Genomic DNA, 23,041 nt, shown 5'->3' on the forward strand with positions numbered 1-23,041 from the left:
ACGCCGTCCGGGCCGCCCGCCAGCGCCGCCCCGGGCCCGCCGCCGACGCTCCGCCTTCCGACCTGCGGGAACCCGGGCTGGCGCGGGGCGGTGGCCGGAAAGCTGTCACATGATTGACAGCCCGCCCGCCGCCTGCACTCAGTGGATCGCCCGCCCGCGCACGTCCGGCACCCCGGACTTGCGGAAGAAGTACGTGTTGACCTGGTCGCGCCACTCGATGGCGCAGCGCAGCTGCTCGTCGAGGCGTTCGGCCACCCGGGCGTGCACCGCCGGGTCGATCACCCCGGCGAGGCGTCGCCACCGCTGCCGCATCTGCGCCACCTGCTGCACCCCGGCGAAGTGGGTGTCGTAGATGTGCTGGATGACGGTCGACCCGCTGCGCAGCACGTGCCCGTACGGGACGTGGTGGAAGAACAGCAGCAGCTCGTCGGGGCAGTCGGACAGCGACTCGTACACCTGCGACCACGGCTGCGGATACTGGCCCGTGAAGCCGGTGCCCGTGGCGCGGGTGCGGTCCACGCCCACCCCGTCGCGGTCGGCGAAGTGGTAGGTGCCCCACCGCGAGTACTCGTACCCGTCGACGTCGGGGCCGTAGTGGTGGCGGGCCGGGCTGACCATGAAGCCGACGCCCAGCGGAGCGGTGTACCGCTCGTAGGTGCGCCACGAGTCGTCCATGACGGCGTGCAGCGTCTCGCGCACCAGCGCCGGGTCGCCGACCGTCGACGCGGGGAAGGTGAGGTCGATCCACTCGTCGAGGACCGCGATCGGGTCGAGGCCGGGGTCCCAGGCGAGCCGGCCGTAGGCGTACAGGTTGGCCTGGGCGAGGGGGTGCCCGGTCCAGAACGGGTCGTCGCCGACGTTGGCCACGGCGGCCAGGCCGCCGCCGGTCGCCGGACCCGGCCCCGAGCCGGCGGCCACGTCGGCGACCGTCGGCCCGCCGGGCCCCCACGGCGCAAACGTCAGCACCTCGCTCCAGCAGGGCGCGAGATAGCACACGTGCTGCTGCTGGCCCGTGTACTCCTGGGTGACCTGGAACTCCACCGCCAGCCGGGTCGCCGGCATCGCGGCCAGCACCGGCGACACCGGCTCCCGGGGCTGGAAGTCGATCGGGCCGAACTTCGCCTGCACCACCACGTTGTCGCGGAACCGGCCGTCGAGCGGGGCGAAGTGGTCGTACGCGGCCCGCGCCCGGTCGGTCGAGCGGTCCCGCCAGTCCTGCCGGTGGTTGTAGACGAACGCCCGCCAGTGCACCACGCCCCCGAACGGCGCGAGGGCCTCCGCGAGCAGGTTCGCGCCGTCGGCGTGGTCGCGTCCGTACGTGAACGGGCCCGGCTGCCCCTCCGAGTCGGCCTTCACCACGTAGCCGCCGAAGTCGGGGATGCGCTCGTACACCTGGCGGGTCGCGGCGGCCCACCACGCGCGCACCGCCGGGTCGAGCGGGTCTGCGGTCGGCAGGCCGCCGAGGACGACGGGCGCGGCGAAGGTGACCGACAGGTGCACCCGCACGCCGTAGGGGCGCAGCGCGTCGGCCAGCTCGGCGACGTCGCCGAGGCGGCCGGTGAGCAGCCGCGCCTCGGTCGCGTGGACGTTGACGTTGTTCACCGAGATCGCGTTGACGCCGCAGGCGGCCAGCAGCCGCCCGTACGCGCGGACCCGGTCGAGGTCGCGGCGCGCCGCCCCGGCCCGCCAGAAGATCGACCCGCCCGCGTAGCCCCGCTCGACCTGCCCCATCACCGGGTGCACGTCGACGTTGTCCCAGTGGTCGAGCATGCGCCGCGCCATCGCCGGCGCGTGCCGCCGCGCCGGATGGTCCCCCTCGAACGCCGCCGCGCCGAGGCGCACCACGTGGAACAGCCCGTAGAGCAGGCCGGCCGGCGCGTCGGCCAGCACCACCGTGACGCCCTCGGCGCGGGCCAGCGCGAACCCCTCCGCGCCGAGCGGCCCGCCGGCGCCGGCCGCCCGGGCCAGCGCCGCCGCCGGCGCGGGCAGGGGCCCGGCGTCGCGCAGCGCGAGCACCAGGTCCACCTCCCGGTCCCCGGCGGTCCGGTCCGCCCGCCCGCCGTGCCCGGCGCAGGCCCGCTCGACCTCGTCGAAGACGGTGTCGACGAGCATCCCGTCGCCGCGCACGAGGACGCGACGCGAGCCGAGCGGGGCGAACGCCTCCGGCGGCAGCCAGGCGGCGTGCACGCCCCCGCCGTGGCCCGTCGTGTCGTGGCCGGCGGTGGCGGGGCCGGTCGTGGCGGGGGGCAGGCTCATGCGGTGAACTCCTTGCGGATCGTGTCGACCATCGGGGCGGCGACGCGCAGCAGCGAGAGGGCGCACACCGAGCCCGCCAGCGCGAGCACCGCCTCCGAGGTGACCGCCGTGACGGCGGCACCCGCCACCAGCACCAGAGCCGTGCCGATGCCCACCCCGGGGGCGCGGACCGCGAAGTGCAGGGCGAGGCGGGCCACGTCGCGGGCCCGGAACGCGAACAGGGAGGTGATCACCAGCGCGTTCGCCCCGACGAGGGCCGCCAGCGCGGCGACGCCGACCAGCGGCACCGCCCACCACCGGGGCACGCCCGCGACGTCCAGGTGGGCGAGGTTCACCGCGACGACGGTGAGCAACGCCAGCAGCGGCACCCAGATCCACAGGACCCCCGCCAGGTTGGCCCGGTAGCCGCGCCGGAACGCGGCGGCGGGCCGCAGGTCGGTCAGGTCGGGGCGCTGGTGGTGCAGCGCGTACAGCGCGGCCGACAGCGCCGGGCCCAGCGGCAGCGCGCAGGCGGCGTAGAGCGGGATGTTGCTCGCGTCGGATTCGAGCAGGACCAGCGGCACCAGGCCGGGCAGGCAGGCCAGCAGCAGGAGCAGTTCGACGACGAGCAGGGTGTAGACCCGCGCGGCGGACCGCGACAGCGGGCCCTCGCCGAACTGCCGGGAGGCGCGCGCGGCGTCGCCGCTCACGGGCGCTCGCCCCCGCCGGCCGGGTCGCCGTCGCGTCGCCCCCCGTCGGCTCGCCCGTCGCCGCCGTGGCCGGTCCCGTCGCGGCCGGGCAGGCCGAGCAGCCGGTCGGCGTCCCACCACGGCGGGGTCTCGTCGCGCACCGCGTCGATCTCCACCAGGGTCACCTCGTGCCGGGCGAGGGTGAGGTCGACCTCCACCCGGCCGCCCGTCACCGGCAGGCTGCGGTGGGCGCGGGCCGGCTCGGCGGCCTCCCGCAGCGCGTCGAGCTGGCGCGGCAGCGGGGACCGGGGCCGGCCCATCTCCGCCCAGGCCGCGTAGACGTTGCCGGCCTCCTCGCTCACCGACGAGCGCGCCAGGTACGCCGACGTCGCCCCGGGCGCGTCCAGTGGCACCGACAGCGCCAGGGTGTGCCGCTCCGGCACCGGCTCGCGGCCGGTGACGTCCACCGGTGCCCACGCCAGCACGGTGACCCGGCCGTCGGCGTCGCGGGTGACCAGGTGGTCCGCGCCGCGGGCGAGGACCTGGTCGCCCATCCGGGCCAGGAACGCGTACAGGTGGTAGGTGGGCTTCTTGAGCTGCCGGTGGGTGAGCAGGCCGAAGCCGCCGTGCAACAGCGCCGTCGGTATCCCCACCTCCTCGAACATGTCGCTGAACGTCCAGTACGAGAAGGAGTCGACCAGGTCGCCGCCGGCGGCCACCACGGGGGCGAGGTACGCGGCGTGGAACGCGGTGTCGTGGATCGGGTTGTCGGGCCGGTAGGAGGAGTTGAACTCGGTGATGTGCACGGGCAGCTCCGCCAGGGCGGTGCCGGCCAGCAGCCGGCGCGGCGCGGCGAACTGCTCCAGCAGGTGTTCCGCCGGGGCCAGGGTCTGGTGGGTGCCGAACGGCACGTGCTGCGCCGGGCCGGAGGTGTAGGCGTGCCGGCTGACGAAGTCGCACGGCACGTCCCGCGCGGCGACGAACTCGGCGAAGGGCACCAGCCACTCGTCGGAGCCGGGGGAGATGGCCGGGCCGCCGACCTGCAGGGACGCGTCGACCTCCTTCACGGCGTGCGCCGACACCTCGTACAGCCGGTGGTAGGCGTCGCGGTCCGCGTCCTGCCAGAAGGCCGTCAGGTTCGGCTCGTTCCACACCTCGATGGGCCAGCCGCGCACCTCGTCGAGACCGTACCGGTCGACCAGGTGCGCGACCGTGGCCCGGACCAGGTCCGCCCACTCGGTCCAGGACCGCGGCGGGGTGACGTTGCCCTGCCACCAGAACACCGTCTGGTCGCCGGAGGCCAGGCCCGAGGGCATGAAGCCCAGCTCCACGAAGGGCCGGATCCCCAGCTCCAGATATGCATCGACGACCTGGTCGACGTACGTGAACGAGTGCCGCACGCGCCGCGACCCCGCGTACTCGTAGGGGCGGTGCACGCCGACGCCGTCGCTGAGCAGGCCGTGCCCCCGGATGTGCCGGAAGCCGATGTCCCGCTGGACGAGCGCCAGCGAGTCCTGGTAGTCGCGCCGCAGCGCCAGCTCGAACCGGCCGGTGCCGACGCAGGCCCGCCAGGCGTCGGTCAGCCGGCCCGTGGGCCGGTCTGGAACGTGGATCCGCATCGTCGTCCTTGTCCTGCTCGTCGTGCCGGCCGGGCCCGCCGGTCCCGGCCGACCCCGGTGGTGGGGGCCGGCCGGGACCGGACGGTCAGCCGTTGTCCTTCTTGAACCGCTCGTACGCCTTGTTGACCACCTCGATGTACTGGTCGGCGTTCTTGGCCTTCAGCTCGCCGACGTAGGCGTCCCACTCGGTCAGCGGGCGCTGGCCCAGGATGAACTTGAGCGTGTTCTGGGTGACGTAGTCCTTCAGCGGCGTCTCCCACAGCGACACCTGCTCGCGCTCGGCGTCGGTGAGCGGGGCCGGCGGCGGCACCTCGATCGGCTTGCGCGTGTTCATCACCTTCTGGAACTCCAGCTCCTCCGGGGAGAAGAAGGACTGCATCAGGTCCAGCTTGCCGCCGTAGGCGAAGACCCCGTTGGCGAAGCCGAAGTCCTTCTGCAGGTGCTTGGTGCCCTTGGGGTTGAGCCCGATCATGTCGACGTCGGGGGCGGGCATCCGCTTGCCGGCGGCGTCCTTGACGAACGTGGTGCCCTCGATGCCCCACTTCGCGAACTCCTGGCCGGCGTCGGAGTAGTAGAGCCAGTCGATGAACTGCATCATCGCCACGAAGTTCTTGCTGTCCCGGGCCTTCTTGGAGATCATGACGCCGTTCTCCAGCCGGGAGGCGGGGTTGATCTCGCCGGCCGGGCCGACCGGCAACGGGATGTTGACCAGCTTCGCGCCGGGGATGGTCTTGGCCAGGTCCGGCCGGTAGTCGTTGACCAGGGTCTGGGCGTTGCTGGTGATGACGAACGACTTGCCGTTGGCGAGCTTCTGGCGGGCGGCCTCGTCGCTCTGGGTGAAGCTCTCCGGGTCGAGCAGCCCCTCGGTGACCAGCTTGTTGAGGTACTGGATCATCTGCTTGTACTGCTCGGTGGCCCCGGTGTAGACGAACTTGCCGGCGGCCGGGTCCCAGGTGCTGTGCTGGAAGGACCAGCCGGCCTGGGTGCCGAAGGAGCTGCCGGCGATCCGCAGCAGCGCGCCGCCGGGGGTGGGCTTGCTCCACCGGTCCGAGTACGGGTATGAGTCCGGGTACTTCGCCTTCATCGCCTTGAGCACCGTGTAGAACTCGTCCCACGTCTTCGGGACGGGCTGCTTGAGCTCGTCGAGGATGTCGGTGCGGACCGCCACCGTGTATTCCTGCCAGGGCTTCTCGTGCAGGCCCGGCAGCAGGTAGAACTTGCCGTCGGACTGGCGCAGGGTGTCGATCTCCGGCTTCAGCCCCCACTTGTCGATCTTCTCTTTGAAGTTCGGCATGAGGTCCAGGTAGTCGCTCACCGGCAGGATCGCCCCGGAAGAGACGAACTGGTTCTCCGCCGGGTGGTAGGTCTTCGGGATGATCAGCGGGGCGTCGCCGGCGCCGACGAGCAGGCTGCGCTTCTGCTCGTAGTCGCTCAGCGGCACGGCGACCGGTTCGAGCTTGACGTTGGTCCGCTTGGTCAGCTCCGACCAGAACAGCCACTCGTTCTTCAGCGGATAGTTCGGGTGGTTGTTGTAGAGGATGGAGAAGGAGAGCGGCTCCGTCGCCGTGAACTGGGTGCCGACGGCGTAGTCCGCCATGGCGCCGGCCCGGTTGCCGGACAGGTCCTTGGCGTCGCCGGCCTCCTCGGAGCAGGCGACGAGGGTGAGGGTGAGCAGGCTGGCCGCGGCTATGGCCGCGCGCCGCCACGTTCTGTGGAGCACGGCTCGTCCTTTCCGAACGGTGGTGGGGTGGTGGGGGAACCTTGCCGGGCTACCCCTTGACCGCGCCGAGCATCACGCCCGACACGAAGTAGCGCTGGATGAAGGGGTAGACCGCCAGGATGGGCAGGGTGGTGAGCACGATGGTCACCGCCTGCAGGGTCGCGGCGGCCTGGACTGCGTCGGACTCGGCGACCCCGCCGGCCGACTGGGCGCCGGTGGCCCCCGCGATGAGGTTGCGCAGGTAGACGGTCACCGGGAACATCTCCTGCTGGTCCAGGTAGAGGAACGCGGTGAACCACGAGTTCCAGAACGACACGGCGTAGAACAGCACCATCGTGGCGATGATGGCCTTGGACAGCGGCAGCACGATCCGCAGCAGCGTCCCGTACGTGTTCAGCCCGTCGACGGCGGCGGCCTCCTCCAGCTCCTCCGGCAGGCTCTCGAAGAACGCCTTCATCACCAGCAGGTTGAACACGTTGATGGCGTTGGGCACGACGACCGCCCAGATGGTGTTCTTCATGCCCAGGCTGGTGATCAGCACGTAGTTGGGGATCAGCCCGCCGGAGAAGAACATGGTGAACACGGCGATGCCGACCAGCGCCCCGCGCCCCTTGAGCCGCGGCTTCGACAGCACGTACGCGTAGCAGGTGGTCAGCACGATGGAGATGACCGTGGCGACCACCGTGTACACCACCGTGTTGCGGTAGTTGGTCCAGAACAGCGCGTCGGACATCACCAGCTTGTACGTCGTCAGGTTGAACCCGCGCGGGACGAGGTTGACCCGCCCGGCGATGATGTACGCCTCGTCGCTGAGCGAGCGGGCCACGATGTTGACGAACGGGTACAGCGTGACGATCACGACGCCGGTGAGGATGACGGCGTTGACCGCCTGGAAGACCCGGTAGCCCCGGGTCGGGCGGATCCCCTTCGGCCGGCGGGCCACCCGCCGGGTCTCGCCGGTCTCGGCGGCTTCCACGGTCACCACAGGCTCGTCCCCACCGTGCGCTTGGAGATGGCGTTCGCCGTCAGGACCAGGGTCAGCCCGATCACGGCCTCGAACAGGCCGATCGCGGCGGCGTAGCTGAAGTTGCTGGACTCGAAGCCCATCCGGTAGAGGTATGTGGAGATCACGTCGGCGGTCGGATAGGTCAGCGGGTTGTACAGCAGCAGGATCTTCTCGAACCCGACCGCCATGAACGTGCCGATGTTGAGGATCAGCAGCGTCACCATCGTGGGCCGGATGCCGGGCAGCGTCACGTGCCAGGTCTGCCGCCACCGGTTCGCCCCGTCGATGCGGGCCGCCTCGTAGAGGTTCTCGTCGATGGTGGTCAGCGCGGCGAGGTAGAGGATCGTGCCCCAGCCGACGGTCTGCCAGACCTCGGAGGAGACGTAGATCGTGCGGAACCACTCCGGCCGTTGCAGGAACGGCACGGCCTCGCCGCCGAGGCCGCGCACGATCTGGTTGACCGTCCCGTCCATCGACGTCAACTGCATGACCATGGCGGCCACGATCACGATGGACAGGAAGTGCGGCAGGTAGGACACCGACTGCACGAACCGCTTGAGCCGGCGGGCGCGGACCTCGTTGAGCAGCAGCGCCAGTACGATCGGCAGGGGGAAGCAGAACAGCAGGGTCAGCGTCCCGAGCACGAGGGTGTTGGTGAACACCTCCCAGAACGTCGGGTCGGCCAGGAACAGTCGTATGTAGCGCAGGCCCACCCAGGTCTCGCCGAACAGGCTGCCACCGGGGGAGAACCGCCGGAAGGCGATCACGTTGCCGGCCATCGGCAGGTAGCGGAAGACCAGGAAGAACACCAGCGGTGCCACGGCGAGCGAATAGAGCTGCCAGTCCTTGCGCAGCGCCTGCCGCCAGGTGCGGCGCCGCCCCCGGCGGCGCCGTGCGGGGCGGCCCGCCGGCCGGGCGGCGTCCCGCGCCGGGGGCACCGGCGGCGGGGTGAGGGTGTCGGGGGTGGTCATCGACGGCCTCCAGGACGGGGCGGAGGTGCCTAGGCGGACTGCGGGACGGCGGCGGGGGCGACCCGTGCGGTCGACACCAGCCGACGCTGGTGGCCGACGGTGCGTTCGGCGCCGACGAGGCGCAGCGGGAGGGTGGCGGCGAACTCGCCGCTGGACCGGCCGAGCCGCAGCTCCACGTCGCCCGGCTCGACGACGCGCCGGCCGTGCACGCCGGTGAAGGACGTGACGTCGGCGGGCACTCCGAACGTCACCCGCGCGCTCTCGCCCGGCGCGAGCGGGACGCGGGCGTAGCCGACCAGGCGGACCACCGGCCGGGTGGTCTGCGCGACCGGGTCGTGCAGGTAGAGCTGGACGACCTCGGTGCCGGCCCGGTCGCCGGTGTTGCGGATCGTCACGTCGACCTCGACCTCGCCGTCGACCGCCCAGTCGAGGCGGTCGCCGCCGGTGGCGACGGCGGGGGCCTCGTCGACCCCGCGTACGCCCGCGTCGTCCCACTCGAACGTCGTGTAGCTCAGCCCGTGGCCGAACGGGAACGCCGGGGTGGGGTCGACCGACGACACCTCCGACCGGCGGCCCAGCGCCGGGTTGAGGTAGGTCGACGGCAGGGCGCCGGCGTCCCGGGGAACGCCGACGGGCAGCCGCCCGGACGGGTTCACCGCGCCGGTGAGCACCTCGGCGAGGGCCTGCCCGCCGCGCTGGCCGGGGAAGAACGCCTGCACCACGGCCGCGGCGGAGTCGACCTCGGGCCCGAGCGCGTACGGCCGCCCGGCCAGCAGCACCAGCACCACGGGCGTGCCGGTGGCGAGCACCGCCCGGACCAGGTCGGGCTGGACCCCGGGCAGCCGCAGGTCGGTGGCGTCGCAGCCCTCGCCGGACGTGCCGCGGCCGAACATGCCGGAACGGTCGCCGACGGCGAGCACGCACACGTCGGCCTCGGCGGCCGCCGCGACGGCCGCGGCGAAGCCGGAGGTGTCGTCGCCGGTGACCGCGCACCCGGGGGCGTGGGTGAGCCCCGGCAGCAGGCGGCCGAGGGCCTCGCGCAGGGAGGACAGCTCCACGCCGAGCCCGTGCTCGGGGTGGCGCACCCCCACGTGGGAGGGGAACGTGTAGCAGCCGAGCATCGCCATCGGGTCGTCGGCGACCGGGCCGACGAGGGCGACGCGGCGGCCGGCGTCCAGGGGCAGCAGCCCGCCGTCGTTGCGCAGCAGGACCACGGACTCGCGGGCCAGGCGCAGGGCCACCTCCTGCGCGGCGGGGTCGTCGAGGCGCAGCCCGTCGACGCCGTCGGGCAGCGGCTGCCAGCCCTGGTCGAGCAGGCCCAGCTCGGCCTTCTGCGCCAGCACCCGGCGCAGCGCGCGGTCGATCAGCGCCTCGTCGACCTCGCCGGCGCGGACCGCCTCGACCAGCGGGGGACCGAACGCGTCGACGGTGGGCAGCTCCACGTCGATCCCGGCGCGCAGGGCGAGCCGGGCCGCCTCGACGCCGTCGGCGGCGACCGCGTGCAGCGTCTGGAGGAAGCGCACCGCGAAGTAGTCGGCGACCACGGTGCCGGTGAAGCCCCACTCGTCGCGCAGCAGCCGGGTCAGCAGTCCCTCGTCGGCGGCCACGGGCAGGCCGTCGATCTCGGCGTAGGAGTGCATCACCGACCGGGCGCCGCCGAGGCGCAGCGCCATCTCGAACGGCGGCAGGATGACGTCGGCCAGCTCCCGGCGGCCCATCGACACCGGGGCCAGGTTGCGTCCGCCGCGCGAGGCCGAGTAGCCCGCGAAGTGCTTGAGGGTGGCGACGATGCCGGCGGCCTCCAGGCCCCGCACGTACGCCGCGCCGGTCGTCCCGACGAGGTACGGGTCCTCGCCGATGGTCTCCTCGGTGCGGCCCCACCGGTAGTCGCGGGTCACGTCGAGCACCGGTGCCAGGCCCTGGTGGACCCCGGCCGCCCGCATGGACCGGCCGATCTGGCCGGCCATCTGCTCGACCAGCTCGGGGTCGAAGGACGCGCCCCAGCTCAGCGGCGTCGGGTAGACCGTCGCGCGCCAGGCGGCGAAGCCGGTGAGGCACTCCTCGTGCACCTGCGCCGGGATGCCGAACCGGCTCGCCGCCGCGATCTCGGCCTGGGACGCGGCCAGCGAGCGCGCGCCGGCCACGGGGTCGACCGGCGCGGTGCCGAACGGCCGGGTCAGCTGCCCCAGCCCGTGCCGGATGACGTCGCTCCACCGCAGCTCGCCGTCGACCATGTCGGCCTGGTGCGGCGCGACCCCCTCGCCGGAGGCGTCGGCGCCGACCCACACCCCGACGAGCTGGGCGACCTTCTCCTGAAGCGACATCAGCGGCAGCAGGGCGTCGGCGCGCTCGGTCGGACTCAGCCGCGGGTCGCGCCACCGCGCGGCGTCCGGGGACGCCTCCGCGTCGTGGACGGGCAGCTGACTGTTCATGCCACACCCCTTCAGCCGGGCCCGGGAGGCTCCCCGGCGGCCCGCGACGACTGGCGACGGCGAGCCCGGCCCGAAATTTTCGGAAATCCCCGCGTGACCTATTTCGGGCAACTTAAGGGCCTTAAATGGGCATGTCAAGGCTCGTCCCGCCCGAAGCGGATCGACGGTGGTCATCGTACCCGGGCATCGCGCGTGTTACAGTCCTCGAAAATTTCGGAGAGGTTCCATGCCCCACTTCGACCTGCCCCTCGACCAGCTCCGGCAGTACGCCCCCACCGTGGCCGAGCCCGCCGACTTCGACGCGTTCTGGCGGGCCACCCTCGCGGCGGCGGCCGAGCACCCCGTGCTCGTCGACGTCCGGCCCGAGCCGACCCACCTGCGACTCGTCGATACCTGGGACGTCACGTTCGCCGGCTACGGCGGTGACCCGGTGCGGGCCTGGTACACCCGTCCGGCCGGGGCGGACGGGCCGCTGCCCGTCGTCGTGGAGTACGTCGGCTACGGGCGCGGCCGGGGCCTCCCGCACGAGCGCCTCACCTGGCCGGTGGCCGGCTACGCGCACCTGCTGATGGACGCCCGGGGCCAGTCCGGCCACCACGCGGCCGGCGACACCCCCGACCCCCGCGCCGGCGCCCCGGGCGGCCCCTGGCCGGTGACCTGGGGCATCCTCGCGCCCGAGGACTACTACTACCGGCGGCTGATCACCGACGCCGTGCGGGCCGTGCAGGCGGCCCGTGCGCTGCCGGGCGTCGACCCCGGCCGGGTCGTGGCCGCCGGCAACAGCCAGGGCGGGGGGATCGCCCTCGCGGTGGCGGGCCTCGTCGACGACCTGGCGGCCCTGATCACCACCGCGCCCTTCCTGTGCCACGTCCAGCGGGCCATCGAGATCACCGACGCCGAGCCGTACGGCGAGATCGCCCGCTACCTCGCCGCCGACCGGACGGCCGAGGACGCGGTGCGGCGCACCCTGTCCTACGTCGACGGCGTCACCTTCGCCCGCCGGGCGGTCGCGCCCGCGCACTTCGGCGTCGGCCTGCGCGACACCGTGTGCCCGCCGAGCACCGTGTTCGCCGCCCACAACCAGTACGGCGCCGCCAACGGCCGGCCGGAGCCGCCGCGGCGGGCGATGCACGTCTACCCGTTCAACGGCCACGAGGGAGGGGAGGCGGTGCAGGTCCGCCGGCAGCTCGCGTGGCTCGCCGGGGTGCTCGCCGCGCCGGGCGACGTCGCCGGCCCCGCCACCGACACGACGGAGGAGAGCGCGTGAGGATCGTCGACGCCCGGGTCATCGTCACCTGCCCGGGCCGCAACTTCGTCACCCTGAAGATCATCACCGACGAGGGCGTCACCGGGGTCGGCGACGCCACCCTCAACGGCCGCGAGCTGGCCGTCGAGGCGTACCTGCGCGAGCACGTCGTGCCGCTGCTGATCGGGCGCGACCCGGCCCGGATCGAGGACACCTGGCAGTACCTCTACCAGGGGGCGTACTGGCGGCGCGGCCCGGTCACCATGAGCGCCGTCGCGGCGGTGGACACCGCGCTGTGGGACATCTTGGGCAAGGTCGCCGGCCTGCCGGTCTACCAGCTGCTCGGCGGCCGGTCCCGCGAGGGCGTCACCGTCTACGGCCACGCCAACGGCGAGACCGTGGACGAGGTGCTGGCCGAGGTGGCCCGCTTCGTCGACCTCGGCTACCGGGCGGTGCGGGTGCAGTGCGGCGTGCCGGGCCTGGCCAAGACGTACGGCGTGAGCGCCGACAAGATGTTCTACGAGCCGGCCGACGCGGCGCTGCCCACCGAGACGGTCTGGTCGACGGCCCGCTACCTGGCCCACACCCCTGGCGTGTTCGCCCGGGTCCGCGAGGAGTTCGGCCCGACGCTGCGGCTGCTGCACGACGTGCACCACCGGCTCACCCCCATCGAGGCGGCCCGGCTCGGCCGCAGCCTGGAGCCGTACGCGCTGACCTGGCTGGAGGACCCGGTCCCCGCCGAGTTCCAGGAGGGCTTCCGGCTCATCCGGCAGCACACCACCACGCCGATCGCCACCGGCGAGGTGTTCAACTCCGTCTGGGACGCCACCACGCTCATCCGCGAGCAGCTCATCGACTACGTCCGCACGACCGTGGTCCGGGCCGGCGGCATCACCCACCTGCGGCGCATCTTCGACTACGCCGCGCTGCACCACGTGCGCAGCGGCTCCCACGGCGCCACCGACCTGTCGCCGGTCTGCCTGGCCGCCGCGCTGCACCTGGACCTCGCGATCCCGAACTTCGGCCTGCAGGAGTACATGCGGCACACCGAGGAGACCGATGCGGTGTTCCCGCACGGCTACCACTTCGCCGACGGCTACCTGCACCCCGCCGAGACGCCGGGGCTCGGGGTGGACATCGACGAGGAGGCCGCCGCCCGCTACCCCTACTCGCCGGCGTACCTGCCGGTCAACCGGCTGGAGGACGGCACCCTGCACCCCTGGTGACCCAAGGGCGCGCGAGGCCCGGCCGGGGCGCGGTGTCGGGGGGATCTTGTACCGTCCGGGCCCGTGAGCGCCCAACAGACGTACAGGTACCTCGGATCCTCCGCCCTGAGCCGGTCCGGCCTCGCCCTGTCCACCAGCGGCGGGCCCGCCCCGAACCCCCGCTTCTTCAGCGGCTTCCTCACCACGCCGCAGGCCGCCGCCGTCGGGCTGCTCGCGGTCGCCGAGGTCGCCCGCACCCGCTACTTCCGGCCGGTGAGCCCGGCCAGCCTCGACCCGGTGGTCACCGGCAGCCGCGACCGGCTGCGCTTCGAATCGTTCTCCGGCTGCTGCGGCGTCTACGCCCGCCTGGACGCCCTGCCCGAAGGGCTCGACGGCGACGTGCTGGAGCACGGCACCACCAACGTGGACGTCAACAACCCGCTGCGCGAGGCGCTGTCGCGCGTCGGCGGCCTCGACCCGCTGCGCCTGTCCGTCGGCCCCGACGACCTCACCGTGGAGACGATGGACGGCGCGGTCGTGGAGAAGAAGGTGCCCCTGCCGCAGCGGTGGCTGCGCGGCTTCGCCGAGGTGCAGGTGCTCGCCGCCGGGTTCGAGCCGCGCGCGCAGCTCCCGGCGGCCGAGGCGGCGACGTTCCTGCGCCGGCTGCCGACCGCCGGGGACCGGTCGGTGCTCTGGGCCGTGCCCGCCGGGCGGAGCCTGCGGCTGACCTCCCGGCCCGTGGCCGGCGCGGTCTGCCTGGCCGGCGCGGGCCGGCTCGCCGCCCTGCGCGGCCTGCTGCGCCACGCGCGCACCCTGACCGTCTACGGTCCGACCGTCGCGCCTGGCGCCGGGGCGCTGCCCAGCACCTGGGAGCTGGACACCGGGGCGCTGCGGCTGTCGCTGACCCTGTCGCCGGAGCCCTACCGGGGCTTCTCCGGCGAGGGCGCCGCGCTGGCCGCCCTGGCCGGCGACGACGTCGCCGACGACGCCGAGCTGGTCTCGGCGCTGTTGGCCTGGGACCCGACGATCGACGTGGACGCCCTGGCGACCTCCGCCGGCCTCGACGCCGCCCGGGTGCGGGGCGCCCTCGCCCAGCTCGGCACCGCCGGACGGGTCGGCTACGACGTCGCCGAGGCGGCGTACTTCCACCGCGTCATGCCCTACGACGCGGGCCGGGCCGAGCGCGACAACCCCCGCCTGGTGGGCGCGCGGGCGCTGGTCGAGTCCGGCGCCGTCGACCCCGACGACGCCGGGGCCACCGTCCGCAGCGCAGACCAGGTCTACCGGGTGCGGCGGCTCGCCGACGACGCGTACACCTGCACCTGCCCCTGGTGGGCCAAGCACCGCGGCCAGCGCGGGCCGTGCAAGCACGCGCTGGCCACCCGGATGGCCGGCTCCGTCGCGCGGGAGGCGGTGTGAAGTCCACGGTCCGGCGTCGGTGGGAGCTGGCGGCCGGCGGCAGCAGCGACCTGTTCGACCTCGTCGACGCCGGGTCGGCCGACCTCGTCGCCGCCGCCCTGACCGGGCTGCCCGAGCAGCGCCGCCGCGCCGTCGGCGGCGAGCTCACCGAGTGGTTCAAGACGCGCCGGTCCACCTTCTGGGGCAGCGGCAGGGGCACCGCCCTGGCCGTCGCCGTGGTCGGCTGCCTGCCCACCGCCGCCCAGGCCGCCGCGATCCTCACCCGCCGCACCGTCACCGTCGACGGCGACCGGGCGGCCCGGCTCGTCCGCGTCGTCGCCGCCGAGCGGGGCATCGACTGGCTGCCCGAGCTGGCCCGCCGGCTGGCCGACAAGCTGGCCCGCGACGCCTGGATCGGGCACTGGCGGTTCGTCGCCGCGCTGCTGCCCGCCGACGCCGCGCCGCCGACGGGGGAGCGCTTCGTCGAGCTGTGGGTGCAGTCGTTGGCCAGCCCCGACCGCCGCCGCGGCGCGCCCGTGCCGTTGCTCGACCGGCTACGGAACGACCCGCTGCTGGCCGCGCTGCTGCCCCGGCTGTTCGAGATCGACGGCATCGGCGCGCCCATGATGTTCGACGAGGTCCACACCGACTGGGAGAGCCGGCACCGCCACGTCCTGCCCACCGCGCTCGCGCGGCTCGCCGCCGACGGGGTCGTCGACCGGGCGGCCCTGCTCGACGGTGCTGTCGGCCGGCTGCTGCGCGGCGACCGCCCGGCCGCGCTGCGCGCGTTCACCGTCCTGCTGCACGAGCTTGCGCCCAGCGCGCAGGAGGTCGCGGCCCGCGCCACCGGCTACCTGCGCCTGCTCGCCGACGCCCCGGCCCCGGTCGCCGTCATGGCGCAGAAGGCCCTGCGCGCCCTGCCCGACCCGGAGCCGGAGGCCGTGCTCGCGGCCTCCCGCGAGGTCCTGCTGCGCCCCGACAAGGCGCTGGTGCGCGGCCAGCTCGCCTGGCTCGACCGGCTCGCCCGCCGGCACCCGGACCGGGTGGCCCAGATCGCCGAGGTGATCGCGGTCGCCGCCGGACACCCCGCCGTCGACGTGCGCGACCGGGCGGCGGCCCTGACGGCCCGGCACGGCCCCGCCCCGGCGGTCGCCGGTCCCGTCCCGGCCGGCGGCGACACCGCGCCGGCGGTCGCCGTCGCGCGCGGCGACGACCTGCCCCACCCCGGCCCGCCCGCGCCCGCCCCGGCCCCGATCACCGACCTCGACGAACTCACCGAGGAGGTCGCCGCGCTCGTCGGCACCGAACACCGCGGCGAGCCCTTCGACCGGATCCTCGACGGGCTGGTCCGTCTCGCCCCGACCGACGGCCCGCGGCTGCGCGCCGCGCTCGACCCGGTCCTCGCCCGCCGGCACTGGGCCTGGGCCGCCGAGCACCAATGGGACCCGTGCTGCCTGTGCGGCCTCGTCAGCGACCTGCTGGAGACCGCCGGCGAGCCCCGCCCGGCCGTCCCGCAGCGCGGTCGGTGGGCCGCGCTGCTCGCCGCCGTGCGACGCACCGGCCCGCAGGGGCCGCCGCGCGAGCTGGTCGTCACCGATCCCCGGGTGCCCGCGCCGCACGCGCTGCTGCGCGCCCGTCTCGCCGAGGTCGGCCACCACCTCGGCGAGCCCGGCCACGCCGGCCTGCTCGCCGCCCCCACCTCGGCCAACGGCGCGCTCGACCCGCTGGCCCTGCTGGAGCGGCTCACGGCGCTCGGCGAGCGCCAGCCCTGGCGGTGGGACCTCACCCAGGCGCTGCTGCGGCTGCCCCCCGGCGTCGACGACACCCTCGCCGGCAAGGCGGAGGCGCTGCGCACCCCGGCCGGCGACCGGCTCGCCGCCTGGCTGCGCGCCGGCGGGCTGCCCGACCCGGTCGCCCGGGTCGTCCCGCTCGCCCGCCGCCCCCGCAAGGTCGGCTACGACTGGCAGCACGACCAGCTCCCGCCCCGGCGGATCGCGGTCGAGCTGCGCCCGCCGGCCGGCTACCCCGACCCGTACGGGCTGCTGACCGTCGACCCGCCGCCGATGGAGACGGACCACGCCACCTGGGCGCGGATGTGGCCGTCGGTGCTGCCGCACCACCTCGGCGTCGTCGCCGCGTACGTGCTGCCGCAGGTGACCGCCGCCGCGGACCTGGACCGGCGCGACGGCGCGCTGGTGCTGCCCCTGCTCGCCGAGTGCGGCGGTGCCGGCGGGCCCGCCGTCGACGTGGCCCTGGCCTACGGGCTCGGCGCGCGCCACGGCGCCGACCGGGTCGCCGCGCTCGACGCCCTGCTCGGCCTGGCCGCCACCGGCCGGCTCGACGCCGCCGGGGTGGGCGCGCGGCTCGGCGACCTGGTCGCGGGCAACCTGGTGAAGCTGACCCGCGCCGTCGAGCCGCTGCGCGACGCGGCCGGGGCGGGCGCGCCACTGAGCGTGTGGCGGCTGACGGCCGCGGCGCTGCCCCCGCTGCTCGCCGCGGCGACCCCGCCCCGGGGCCTGCCCGACCTGCTGACCCTGGCCGCCGAGACGGCCACGGCCACCGGGGCGCGCGTCGAGGTGCCGGGGCTGGCCGAGGTGGCCGGCCGGGGCGGGACGAGCCGGGTGGTGACCGAGGCGCGCCGCCTGCACCGGGCGCTCACCGCCGGCTGACCGGCGGCCCCGGGCCGGCTGCCGCGCCGGCCCGGCGCGGCCGGTCGCCGGGCGCGGCGGGGGCGGTTCGCCCCGGCGGCCGTGCCGGGCCGGGCCCCGGGGCGGTCAGCCGGTGGCGGGCGCGGCCAGCGGGACGCTGTCGCGCAGCGCCCAGTCGCGGCTGATGTCGGCGGCGGTGCGCAGCAGGCGCGGCAGGTGGTCGTCGACCAGGGTCTCCACGCTGGTGTCGGCCGCGTGCACGGTCACGTTCAGCGCGGCGACGATGCGACCGTCGCCGTTGCGCACGCCGGTGGCCACGGAGCGGATGCCGGGGGCGAGGTCCTGGTCGGCGAGCGCCCAGCCCTTGGCCCGCACGTCGCGCAGCGCCCGGTCCAGCTCGGCGCGGTCCGGCTGCCACCGGGAGACGACCCCGGAGCGGCTCGGCTCGGCCAGCGCCCGGTCGAGGCCGGCGGGGTCGAGCGCGGCGAGCAGGACCTTGCCCATCGACGTGGCGGGGGCGGGGAAGCGGGTGCCGATGGTCACCGCCAGGGTGACGATCTTCGGTACGGCGACCCGCGCGACGTAGACGATGTCGCCGCCGTCGAGCTGGGCCATCGAGGTGGACTCGCCGGTCTGCCCGACGAGCCGCTGCATGTGCGGCCGGGCGACGTCCCACATGGTCAGCGAGTTGATGTAGGACATGCCGAGCTCCAGCACCCGGGGGGTGAGCGCGTACCCCCGGTCGGCGACCCGGACGTAGCCGAGCTCCTCCAGGGTGAGCAGGATGCGGCGGACGGTGGGCCGGGCCAGGCCGGTGACGCCCGCGACCTCGCTGAGCGTCATCACCGCCTGGCCCGGCCGGAAGCAGCGCAGCACGTCGAGCCCGCGGGCCAGGGCCTCGATGAAGTCCGGTCCCGCCTCGCGTGCCATCGGGCTCCCTCCGTCCGTGCTCGACCGGCCGCCCGGAGCGCCCGGGCGGCAGGCTAATGCTTCCACTGGGCCGAGCCGGCGTCCCACTCGGTGTACGTGTACGGGTTGTCGAGCACCGCCGTGGCCGGGATGTCGGGGTTCATGCCCCTGCGCCAGGCCTCCTCGCCCATGGCGTCCATCAGGTACGACACCGTCGCCTCGACCCCGCGCCGCGCGGCGGCCAGGTCCACCCCGACCAGCCGGTGCTCGTGCTTGACCACCCGGCCGTCGACCAGCACGGTGTGCACGTCGCCGCGCTGCGCCTGGAAGGCCACGTGCCCGTACGGGTTGAGCAGCGGGAACATCACCGGCGAGGCGTCGTTCCTGAGCAGCACCACGTCGGCCTTGCGGCCGGCCTGGAGGCTGCCCACCTGCGAGTCCATGCCGAGGGCGCGGCTGCCGCCCCGGGTGGCCCAGTCGACGACGTGCTCGGCGCGCAGGTGGGCGTGGGTGACGGTCTCCTGGCGGGCGTGCGCGTCGAGGTGCTCCCGGGCGCGGTCCGCGCCGAGGGTGGCGCGCATGGCCGAGAAGAGGTCGCCGCTCCACCAGACGCTGGTGTCCATCGACAGCGAGACGCCGATGTCGTGCCGGCGCAGCGCCCAGGTGGGCGGGTAGCCCTGGCCGGCGCTCTGCTCGCTCTCGGTGGACACCGACACGGAGCCGCCGGTGGCGGCGATGCGGTGGTACGAGTCGGGGTTGAGCGTGGCGGCGTGCACGTAGACCGTGGACGGGGTCATGAAGCCGTGCTCGTGCATGAGCCGGATGCCGTCGTCGTTGGTGGCGCCCCAGACCCCGGCGTGGGTGGTCACCGGCACGTCCAGTTCCCGGGCGACCTCGAAGGCGGCCTTCTCGGGGAACGACGGGTCGCCGGTGACGTCGAAGGCGAGCTGGAAGCCGAGGCGGCCCCCGTCGATGCGGCGGCGGTGGAAGTCGCGGAACTCGGGGCTGGTGGCCCACTCCCAGGGGCCCTGCTGGATGTTGCCGTAGGCGAGGACGAACCGGCCGGGCACGGATTCGAGGGCGTCGGCCGCCGCGTCGGCGTGCTCGACGGTGCGCAGGCCGTGCGACCAGTCGACGGTGGTGGTCACCCCGGCGTCGATCGCCTCCAGGGCGGCGAGCACGTTGCCGGCGTGCACGTCCTCGGGGCGGAACAGCCGGCCGTGGTCGAGGTAGTACCAGACGAAGTACTGGGTGAGGGTCCAGTCGGCGCCGTAGCCGCGCATGGCCGTCTGCCACATGTGCCGGTGCGTGTCGATCATGCCGGGCATGAGGATCCCGCCGGTGGCGTCGATCTCGACCGCGTCGGCGGGCGCGTCGAGGCCGACGCCGACGGCCGCGATGCGGTCGCCGACGACGAGGACGTCGGCGTCCGGCAGCACCGTGTGCCGGTCGTCCATGGTCAGCACCAGCCCGTTGCGGAACACCACCGGCCGGCCGTCCGCCACCGGGTCGCCTGCGCTCATCGCGGCCACCACCCCTTCCCGGGTCGGGGCCCGCCGGGCTTGCGGACGGATGTCCGTCCAGCGGTCGGCGGGCCGATTGGCGCAAGTGTGTTCCGGGCCACCGGGCATGTCAAGAACGTGTTTCGGTACCGGTCATAATAGTTCTTAACGTGTATCTCGGTCAGACCTCGCCTCCAGGGTGTTGCCAGCGTGCGACCGTTGACAGCGGCCCGGCCGCCGGCAAGACTGGCGGCACGGCGGACGGTTGTCCGCATGGCGGTCGAGGAGGGTGGTCGGGTCATGGGGGAGCAACGCTCGGGGCCACTGGACGGGCTCCTCGTCGCGGACTTCTCGCGGATCCTCGCTGGGCCGTACGCGACGATGCTCCTGGCCGATCTCGGCGCACAGGTGATCAAGGTGGAGGGCCCGGCCGGCGACGACACCCGCACCTGGATGCCGCCGGTGCGCGACGAGGTCTCGACCTACTACCTGGGCATCAACCGCAACAAGCGCTCGATCGCCCTGGACCTGAAGGACCCCGCCGACCTCGACGTCGCCCGGCGGCTCGCCGCCCGCGCCGACGTCATGATCGAGAACTTCCGGCCCGGCGGCCTGACCCGCTTCGGCCTGGACTACGCCACCGTCGCCGCCGGCAACTCCCGCGTCGTCTACGCCTCCATCAGCGGCTTCGGCACCGGCGCGGGCGCCAACTATCCCGGCTACGACCTGATGGTCCAGGCGATCTCCGGCCTGATGAGCCTCACCGGCGACCCCGACGGCCCGCCCTACCGGGCCGGGATCTCCGTGTTCGACGTGATGGCCGGCCTGCACGCCAGCATCGGCATCCTCGCCGCCCTGCACCACCGCGACCGCACCGGCACCGGCCAGCACGTCGAGGTCAACCTGCTCTCCTCGGCCCTGTCCGGCCTGGTCAACCACAGCAGCGGGTACGTCGCCGGCGGCACCGTGCCGTTCCGGATGGGCAACGCCCACCCCAGCCTGTTCCCCTACGAGCCGCTGCCCACCGCCGACGGCGAGCTCATCGTCATCGCCGGCAACGACGGGCAGTTCCGCAAGCTGTGCCAGGTGCTCGACCTGCCCGACCTGCCCGACGACCCCCGCTTCGGCCGCAACCAGGACCGCACCGCCCACCGCGAGGCCCTGCGCCCGATCCTCGTCGAGCGGCTGGCCCGGCGCACCAAGGACGAGTGGTTCCGCGACCTGCTCGCCGCCGGGGTGCCCTGCGCCCCGATCAACACCATCGACGGCGGGGTCGCCCTGGCCGAGGAGCTCGGCCTCGACCCCGTGGTCACCGTCGGCGACGTGCCCGGCGTCCGCAACCCGATCACCTTCTCCGACACCCCGGCCCGGTACGAGCTGCCGCCGCCGGGTCTCGACGAGCACGGCGAGGAGATCCGCGCATGGCTGACGAGCTGAGCTTCCCCACCTCCCTCGGCACCTCCGACCCGACCACGATCCGGCTGCTCGGCCACGACCTCGCCGCCGACCTGATGGGCTCGGTCGGCTTCGGCGAGCTGGCCTACTGGCTGGTCGCCGGCCGCCGCCCCACCCCGGGCGAGGTGCGCGTCTTCGAGGCCGTGCTGGTGGCGCTCGCCGACCACGGCTTCACCCCGACCGCGATCGCCGCCCGGCTGACGTACCTCAGCGCCCCCGAGTCCCTCCAGGGCGCGCTCGCCGCCGGCCTGCTCGGCGGCGGCTCCCGCTTCCTCGGCGTCACCGAGGACTGCGGGCGGTTCCTCGCCGACACCATCGCCGCCGCCGGGGACGCCGCGGCCACCGCCGCCGAGACCGGCGACTGGGACGCCATCGCCCTCGACGCGGTGCGCCGCGCCCGCGCCGACAGGCGCCTCGTCCCCGGGCTCGGCCACCCGGTGCACAAGGAGCGGGACCCGCGTACGCCGGTGCTGATCCGCATCGCCGACGAGGAGGGCCTGCGCGGGCCGCACCTGCGCCTGTTCGAGGCCATCGGCAGGGTCCACCCCCAGGTGCTGGGGCGTACCCTGCCGCTCAACGGGGCCGGCGTGTGCGGCGCGGCGTTGGCCGACCTGGGCCTGCCCGTCGAGCTGCTGCGCGGCTTCGCCCTGCTCGCCCGCGCCGCCGGGCTGCTCGGCCACCTCGCCGAGGAGCGCCGCAACCCGATCGGCATGGACGTCTACCTCGCCGTCGACCGCAACGCCGTCTACCAACCACCCGAGAGCTGACCGTCAAGGAGCCGCCATGGCCACCGTCGTCGCGGTGATCGCCTCCACCCACCACCCGTTCTACTACCGGGCCAGCACCGCCACCGGCGCGGACCGTCCCCCCTTCGCCGACGAGTGGGTCAGCAAGATCCTCGCCTTCCGGGAGACCCTGACCAGGGCGAAGCCGGACGTGCTGGTGATGGTCGGCTCCGACCACTTCCACCAGCTCTGGCTCGACAACATGCCGCAGTTCCTCGTCGGCAAGGCGCCGTTCTACGACGCGAACTGGTACAACGAGGAACGCGAGTTCGGGCTGCCGCGGATGCTGCTCACCGGCCAGGAGGACCTGTCCGGGCACATCCTGCGCGCCGGCCTGGACGCCGGCTTCGACCTGGCGTTCAGCAACGAGCTGCGCATCGACCACAGCATCACCTGCCCGATCGTCACGCTGCGCCCCGAGGCCGACCTGCCGATCGTGCCGATCTACACCAACATCTTCGCCCCGCCGCTGCCGCAGCCGAAGCGCTTCGTCCAGCTCGGCCAGGCCATCCGCGAGATCGTCGAGTCGTGGCCGTCGCACCTGCGGGTGGCGATCATCGGCACCGGCCACCTGTCGCTGGAGCTCGGCGGGCCCCGCCAGTTCGGCCCGCACGGCCCCGACCCCGAGTTCGACCGCCGGGCCGTGGAGTGGATCGCCAACGGCGACCTCGACGGCTGCCTGTCGGAGGTGACCCTGGACAGCCTGCACGCCCCCGGCAACGCCACCCACGGCTTCATGGACTTCATGCTCATGATGGGCGTCGCGGGCGCGGGCGCGAAGGCCGACCACGTCGACACCCTCGACCTGTTCCACACCATGGAGGCCTACTTCACCTGGTACCCGAACGGAGCGCCGGCATGAGCAAATACCTGCTGGACAAGTTCCTCTACACCGTCGACCGGGACCCGGAGCTGGTGGAGCGCTACCGGGCCGACCCGCAGGGGCTGGTGCGGTGGTGGGAGGCCGAGCGGGCCAACACCGTGCTCAACTGCCACACCGCCGAGGCCAGCACCTGGCTGCGGTTCACCCCGGCCGAGCGGGCCGCCCTGATCGCCCACGACCACGTCGCGCTGTTCCAGCTGGGCGCCCACCCGTTCCTCACCCTGACGCTGTTCATCGCCATGTTCGAGCGGGACAACACCGAGCCGCTGGAGTACCAGAAGGCGTACGCCGCCCGGTTGGCCCACTTCGACCTGCCGTACCCGGACATCGCGACCTGA

At 74.2% G+C, this 23,041-nt stretch carries 17 protein-coding genes; 8 read left to right on the forward strand and 9 right to left on the reverse strand.

The genetic code is table 11. From position 1 onward, the window contains the following. Window positions 1–138: 138 nt before the first annotated feature. From TK50_RS15995 to TK50_RS16025, 7 genes are all read right to left on the reverse strand, one after another. A complete protein-coding gene (locus tag TK50_RS15995) occupies window positions 139–2,256 on the reverse strand; it encodes an alpha-glucuronidase (protein WP_043963456.1) in 2,118 nt (705 codons plus the stop codon). Then, a complete protein-coding gene (locus tag TK50_RS16000) occupies window positions 2,253–2,945 on the reverse strand; it encodes a hypothetical protein (RefSeq protein ID WP_043963457.1) in 693 nt (230 codons plus the stop codon). The genes TK50_RS15995 and TK50_RS16000 overlap by 4 nt, the downstream gene beginning before the upstream one ends. Further along, complete coding sequence (locus TK50_RS16005; RefSeq protein ID WP_082106341.1) at window positions 2,942–4,543, reverse strand: GH39 family glycosyl hydrolase; 1,602 nt, start codon at window positions 4,541–4,543, stop codon at window positions 2,942–2,944. Before TK50_RS16005 ends, TK50_RS16000 begins: the two co-directional genes overlap by 4 nt. A gap of 85 nt (window positions 4,544–4,628) precedes the next feature. Then, window positions 4,629–6,263, reverse strand: coding sequence for an ABC transporter substrate-binding protein (locus TK50_RS16010; RefSeq protein WP_043963458.1), 1,635 nt, complete (start codon window positions 6,261–6,263; stop codon window positions 4,629–4,631). A gap of 49 nt (window positions 6,264–6,312) precedes the next feature. Next, a complete protein-coding gene (locus TK50_RS16015) occupies window positions 6,313–7,245 on the reverse strand; it encodes a carbohydrate ABC transporter permease (protein ID WP_229406301.1) in 933 nt (310 codons plus the stop codon). Next, window positions 7,242–8,240, reverse strand: coding sequence for an ABC transporter permease (locus tag TK50_RS16020; RefSeq protein WP_043963459.1), 999 nt, complete (start codon window positions 8,238–8,240; stop codon window positions 7,242–7,244). The genes TK50_RS16015 and TK50_RS16020 overlap by 4 nt, the downstream gene beginning before the upstream one ends. Window positions 8,241–8,269: 29 nt before the next feature. Then, a complete protein-coding gene (locus tag TK50_RS16025; protein WP_043963460.1) occupies window positions 8,270–10,672 on the reverse strand; it encodes a beta-xylosidase/alpha-l-arabinosidase in 2,403 nt (800 codons plus the stop codon). Between the two features lie 226 nt (window positions 10,673–10,898). On the opposite strand from TK50_RS16025, the gene TK50_RS16030 reads away from it, so the two are divergent. From TK50_RS16030 to TK50_RS16045, 4 genes are all read left to right on the forward strand, one after another. After that, window positions 10,899–11,939, forward strand: coding sequence for an acetylxylan esterase (locus TK50_RS16030; RefSeq protein ID WP_043963461.1), 1,041 nt, complete (start codon window positions 10,899–10,901; stop codon window positions 11,937–11,939). Next, entirely contained in the window at window positions 11,936–13,144 is a 1,209-nt protein-coding gene (gene manD, locus TK50_RS16035; protein WP_043963462.1) for a D-mannonate dehydratase ManD, read from the forward strand. Before TK50_RS16030 ends, manD begins: the two co-directional genes overlap by 4 nt. A 63-nt stretch (window positions 13,145–13,207) precedes the next feature. Continuing rightward, entirely contained in the window at window positions 13,208–14,542 is a 1,335-nt protein-coding gene (locus TK50_RS16040) for an SWIM zinc finger family protein (protein WP_043963463.1), read from the forward strand. Further along, entirely contained in the window at window positions 14,539–17,190 is a 2,652-nt protein-coding gene (locus TK50_RS16045) for a DUF6493 family protein (RefSeq protein ID WP_241774004.1), read from the forward strand. The genes TK50_RS16040 and TK50_RS16045 overlap by 4 nt, the downstream gene beginning before the upstream one ends. A 105-nt stretch (window positions 17,191–17,295) precedes the next feature. Here the strand turns inward: TK50_RS16045 and TK50_RS16050 are convergent, their stop codons facing one another. Next, complete coding sequence (locus tag TK50_RS16050) at window positions 17,296–18,099, reverse strand: IclR family transcriptional regulator domain-containing protein (protein ID WP_043963464.1); 804 nt, start codon at window positions 18,097–18,099, stop codon at window positions 17,296–17,298. A gap of 53 nt (window positions 18,100–18,152) precedes the next feature. Then, entirely contained in the window at window positions 18,153–19,601 is a 1,449-nt protein-coding gene (locus tag TK50_RS16055; RefSeq protein ID WP_043964714.1) for an amidohydrolase family protein, read from the reverse strand. A gap of 252 nt (window positions 19,602–19,853) precedes the next feature. On the opposite strand from TK50_RS16055, the gene TK50_RS16060 reads away from it, so the two are divergent. Genes TK50_RS16060 through TK50_RS16075 form a run of 4 tightly spaced genes read left to right on the forward strand, consistent with a single transcriptional unit; the run spans window position 19,854 to window position 23,041 of the window. Further along, window positions 19,854–21,017 carry a CaiB/BaiF CoA transferase family protein gene (locus TK50_RS16060; RefSeq protein WP_241774005.1) on the forward strand — a complete coding sequence of 388 codons (1,164 nt, stop codon included), beginning with the start codon at window positions 19,854–19,856 and terminating at the stop codon, window positions 21,015–21,017. Beyond that, window positions 21,002–21,802: a citryl-CoA lyase gene (locus tag TK50_RS16065; protein ID WP_043963465.1), complete on the forward strand. Its 801-nt coding sequence runs from the start codon at window positions 21,002–21,004 to the stop codon at window positions 21,800–21,802. The genes TK50_RS16060 and TK50_RS16065 overlap by 16 nt, the downstream gene beginning before the upstream one ends. Window positions 21,803–21,818: 16 nt before the next feature. Continuing rightward, window positions 21,819–22,682, forward strand: a complete 864-nt coding sequence (locus tag TK50_RS16070; protein WP_043963466.1) for a DODA-type extradiol aromatic ring-opening family dioxygenase — start codon at window positions 21,819–21,821, stop codon at window positions 22,680–22,682. Further along, window positions 22,679–23,041, forward strand: a complete 363-nt coding sequence (locus TK50_RS16075) for a hypothetical protein (protein ID WP_043963467.1) — start codon at window positions 22,679–22,681, stop codon at window positions 23,039–23,041. The genes TK50_RS16070 and TK50_RS16075 overlap by 4 nt, the downstream gene beginning before the upstream one ends.

It is taken from the genome of Micromonospora haikouensis (assembly GCF_000876225.1).
Lineage (GTDB): Bacteria > Actinomycetota > Actinomycetes > Mycobacteriales > Micromonosporaceae > Micromonospora > Micromonospora haikouensis.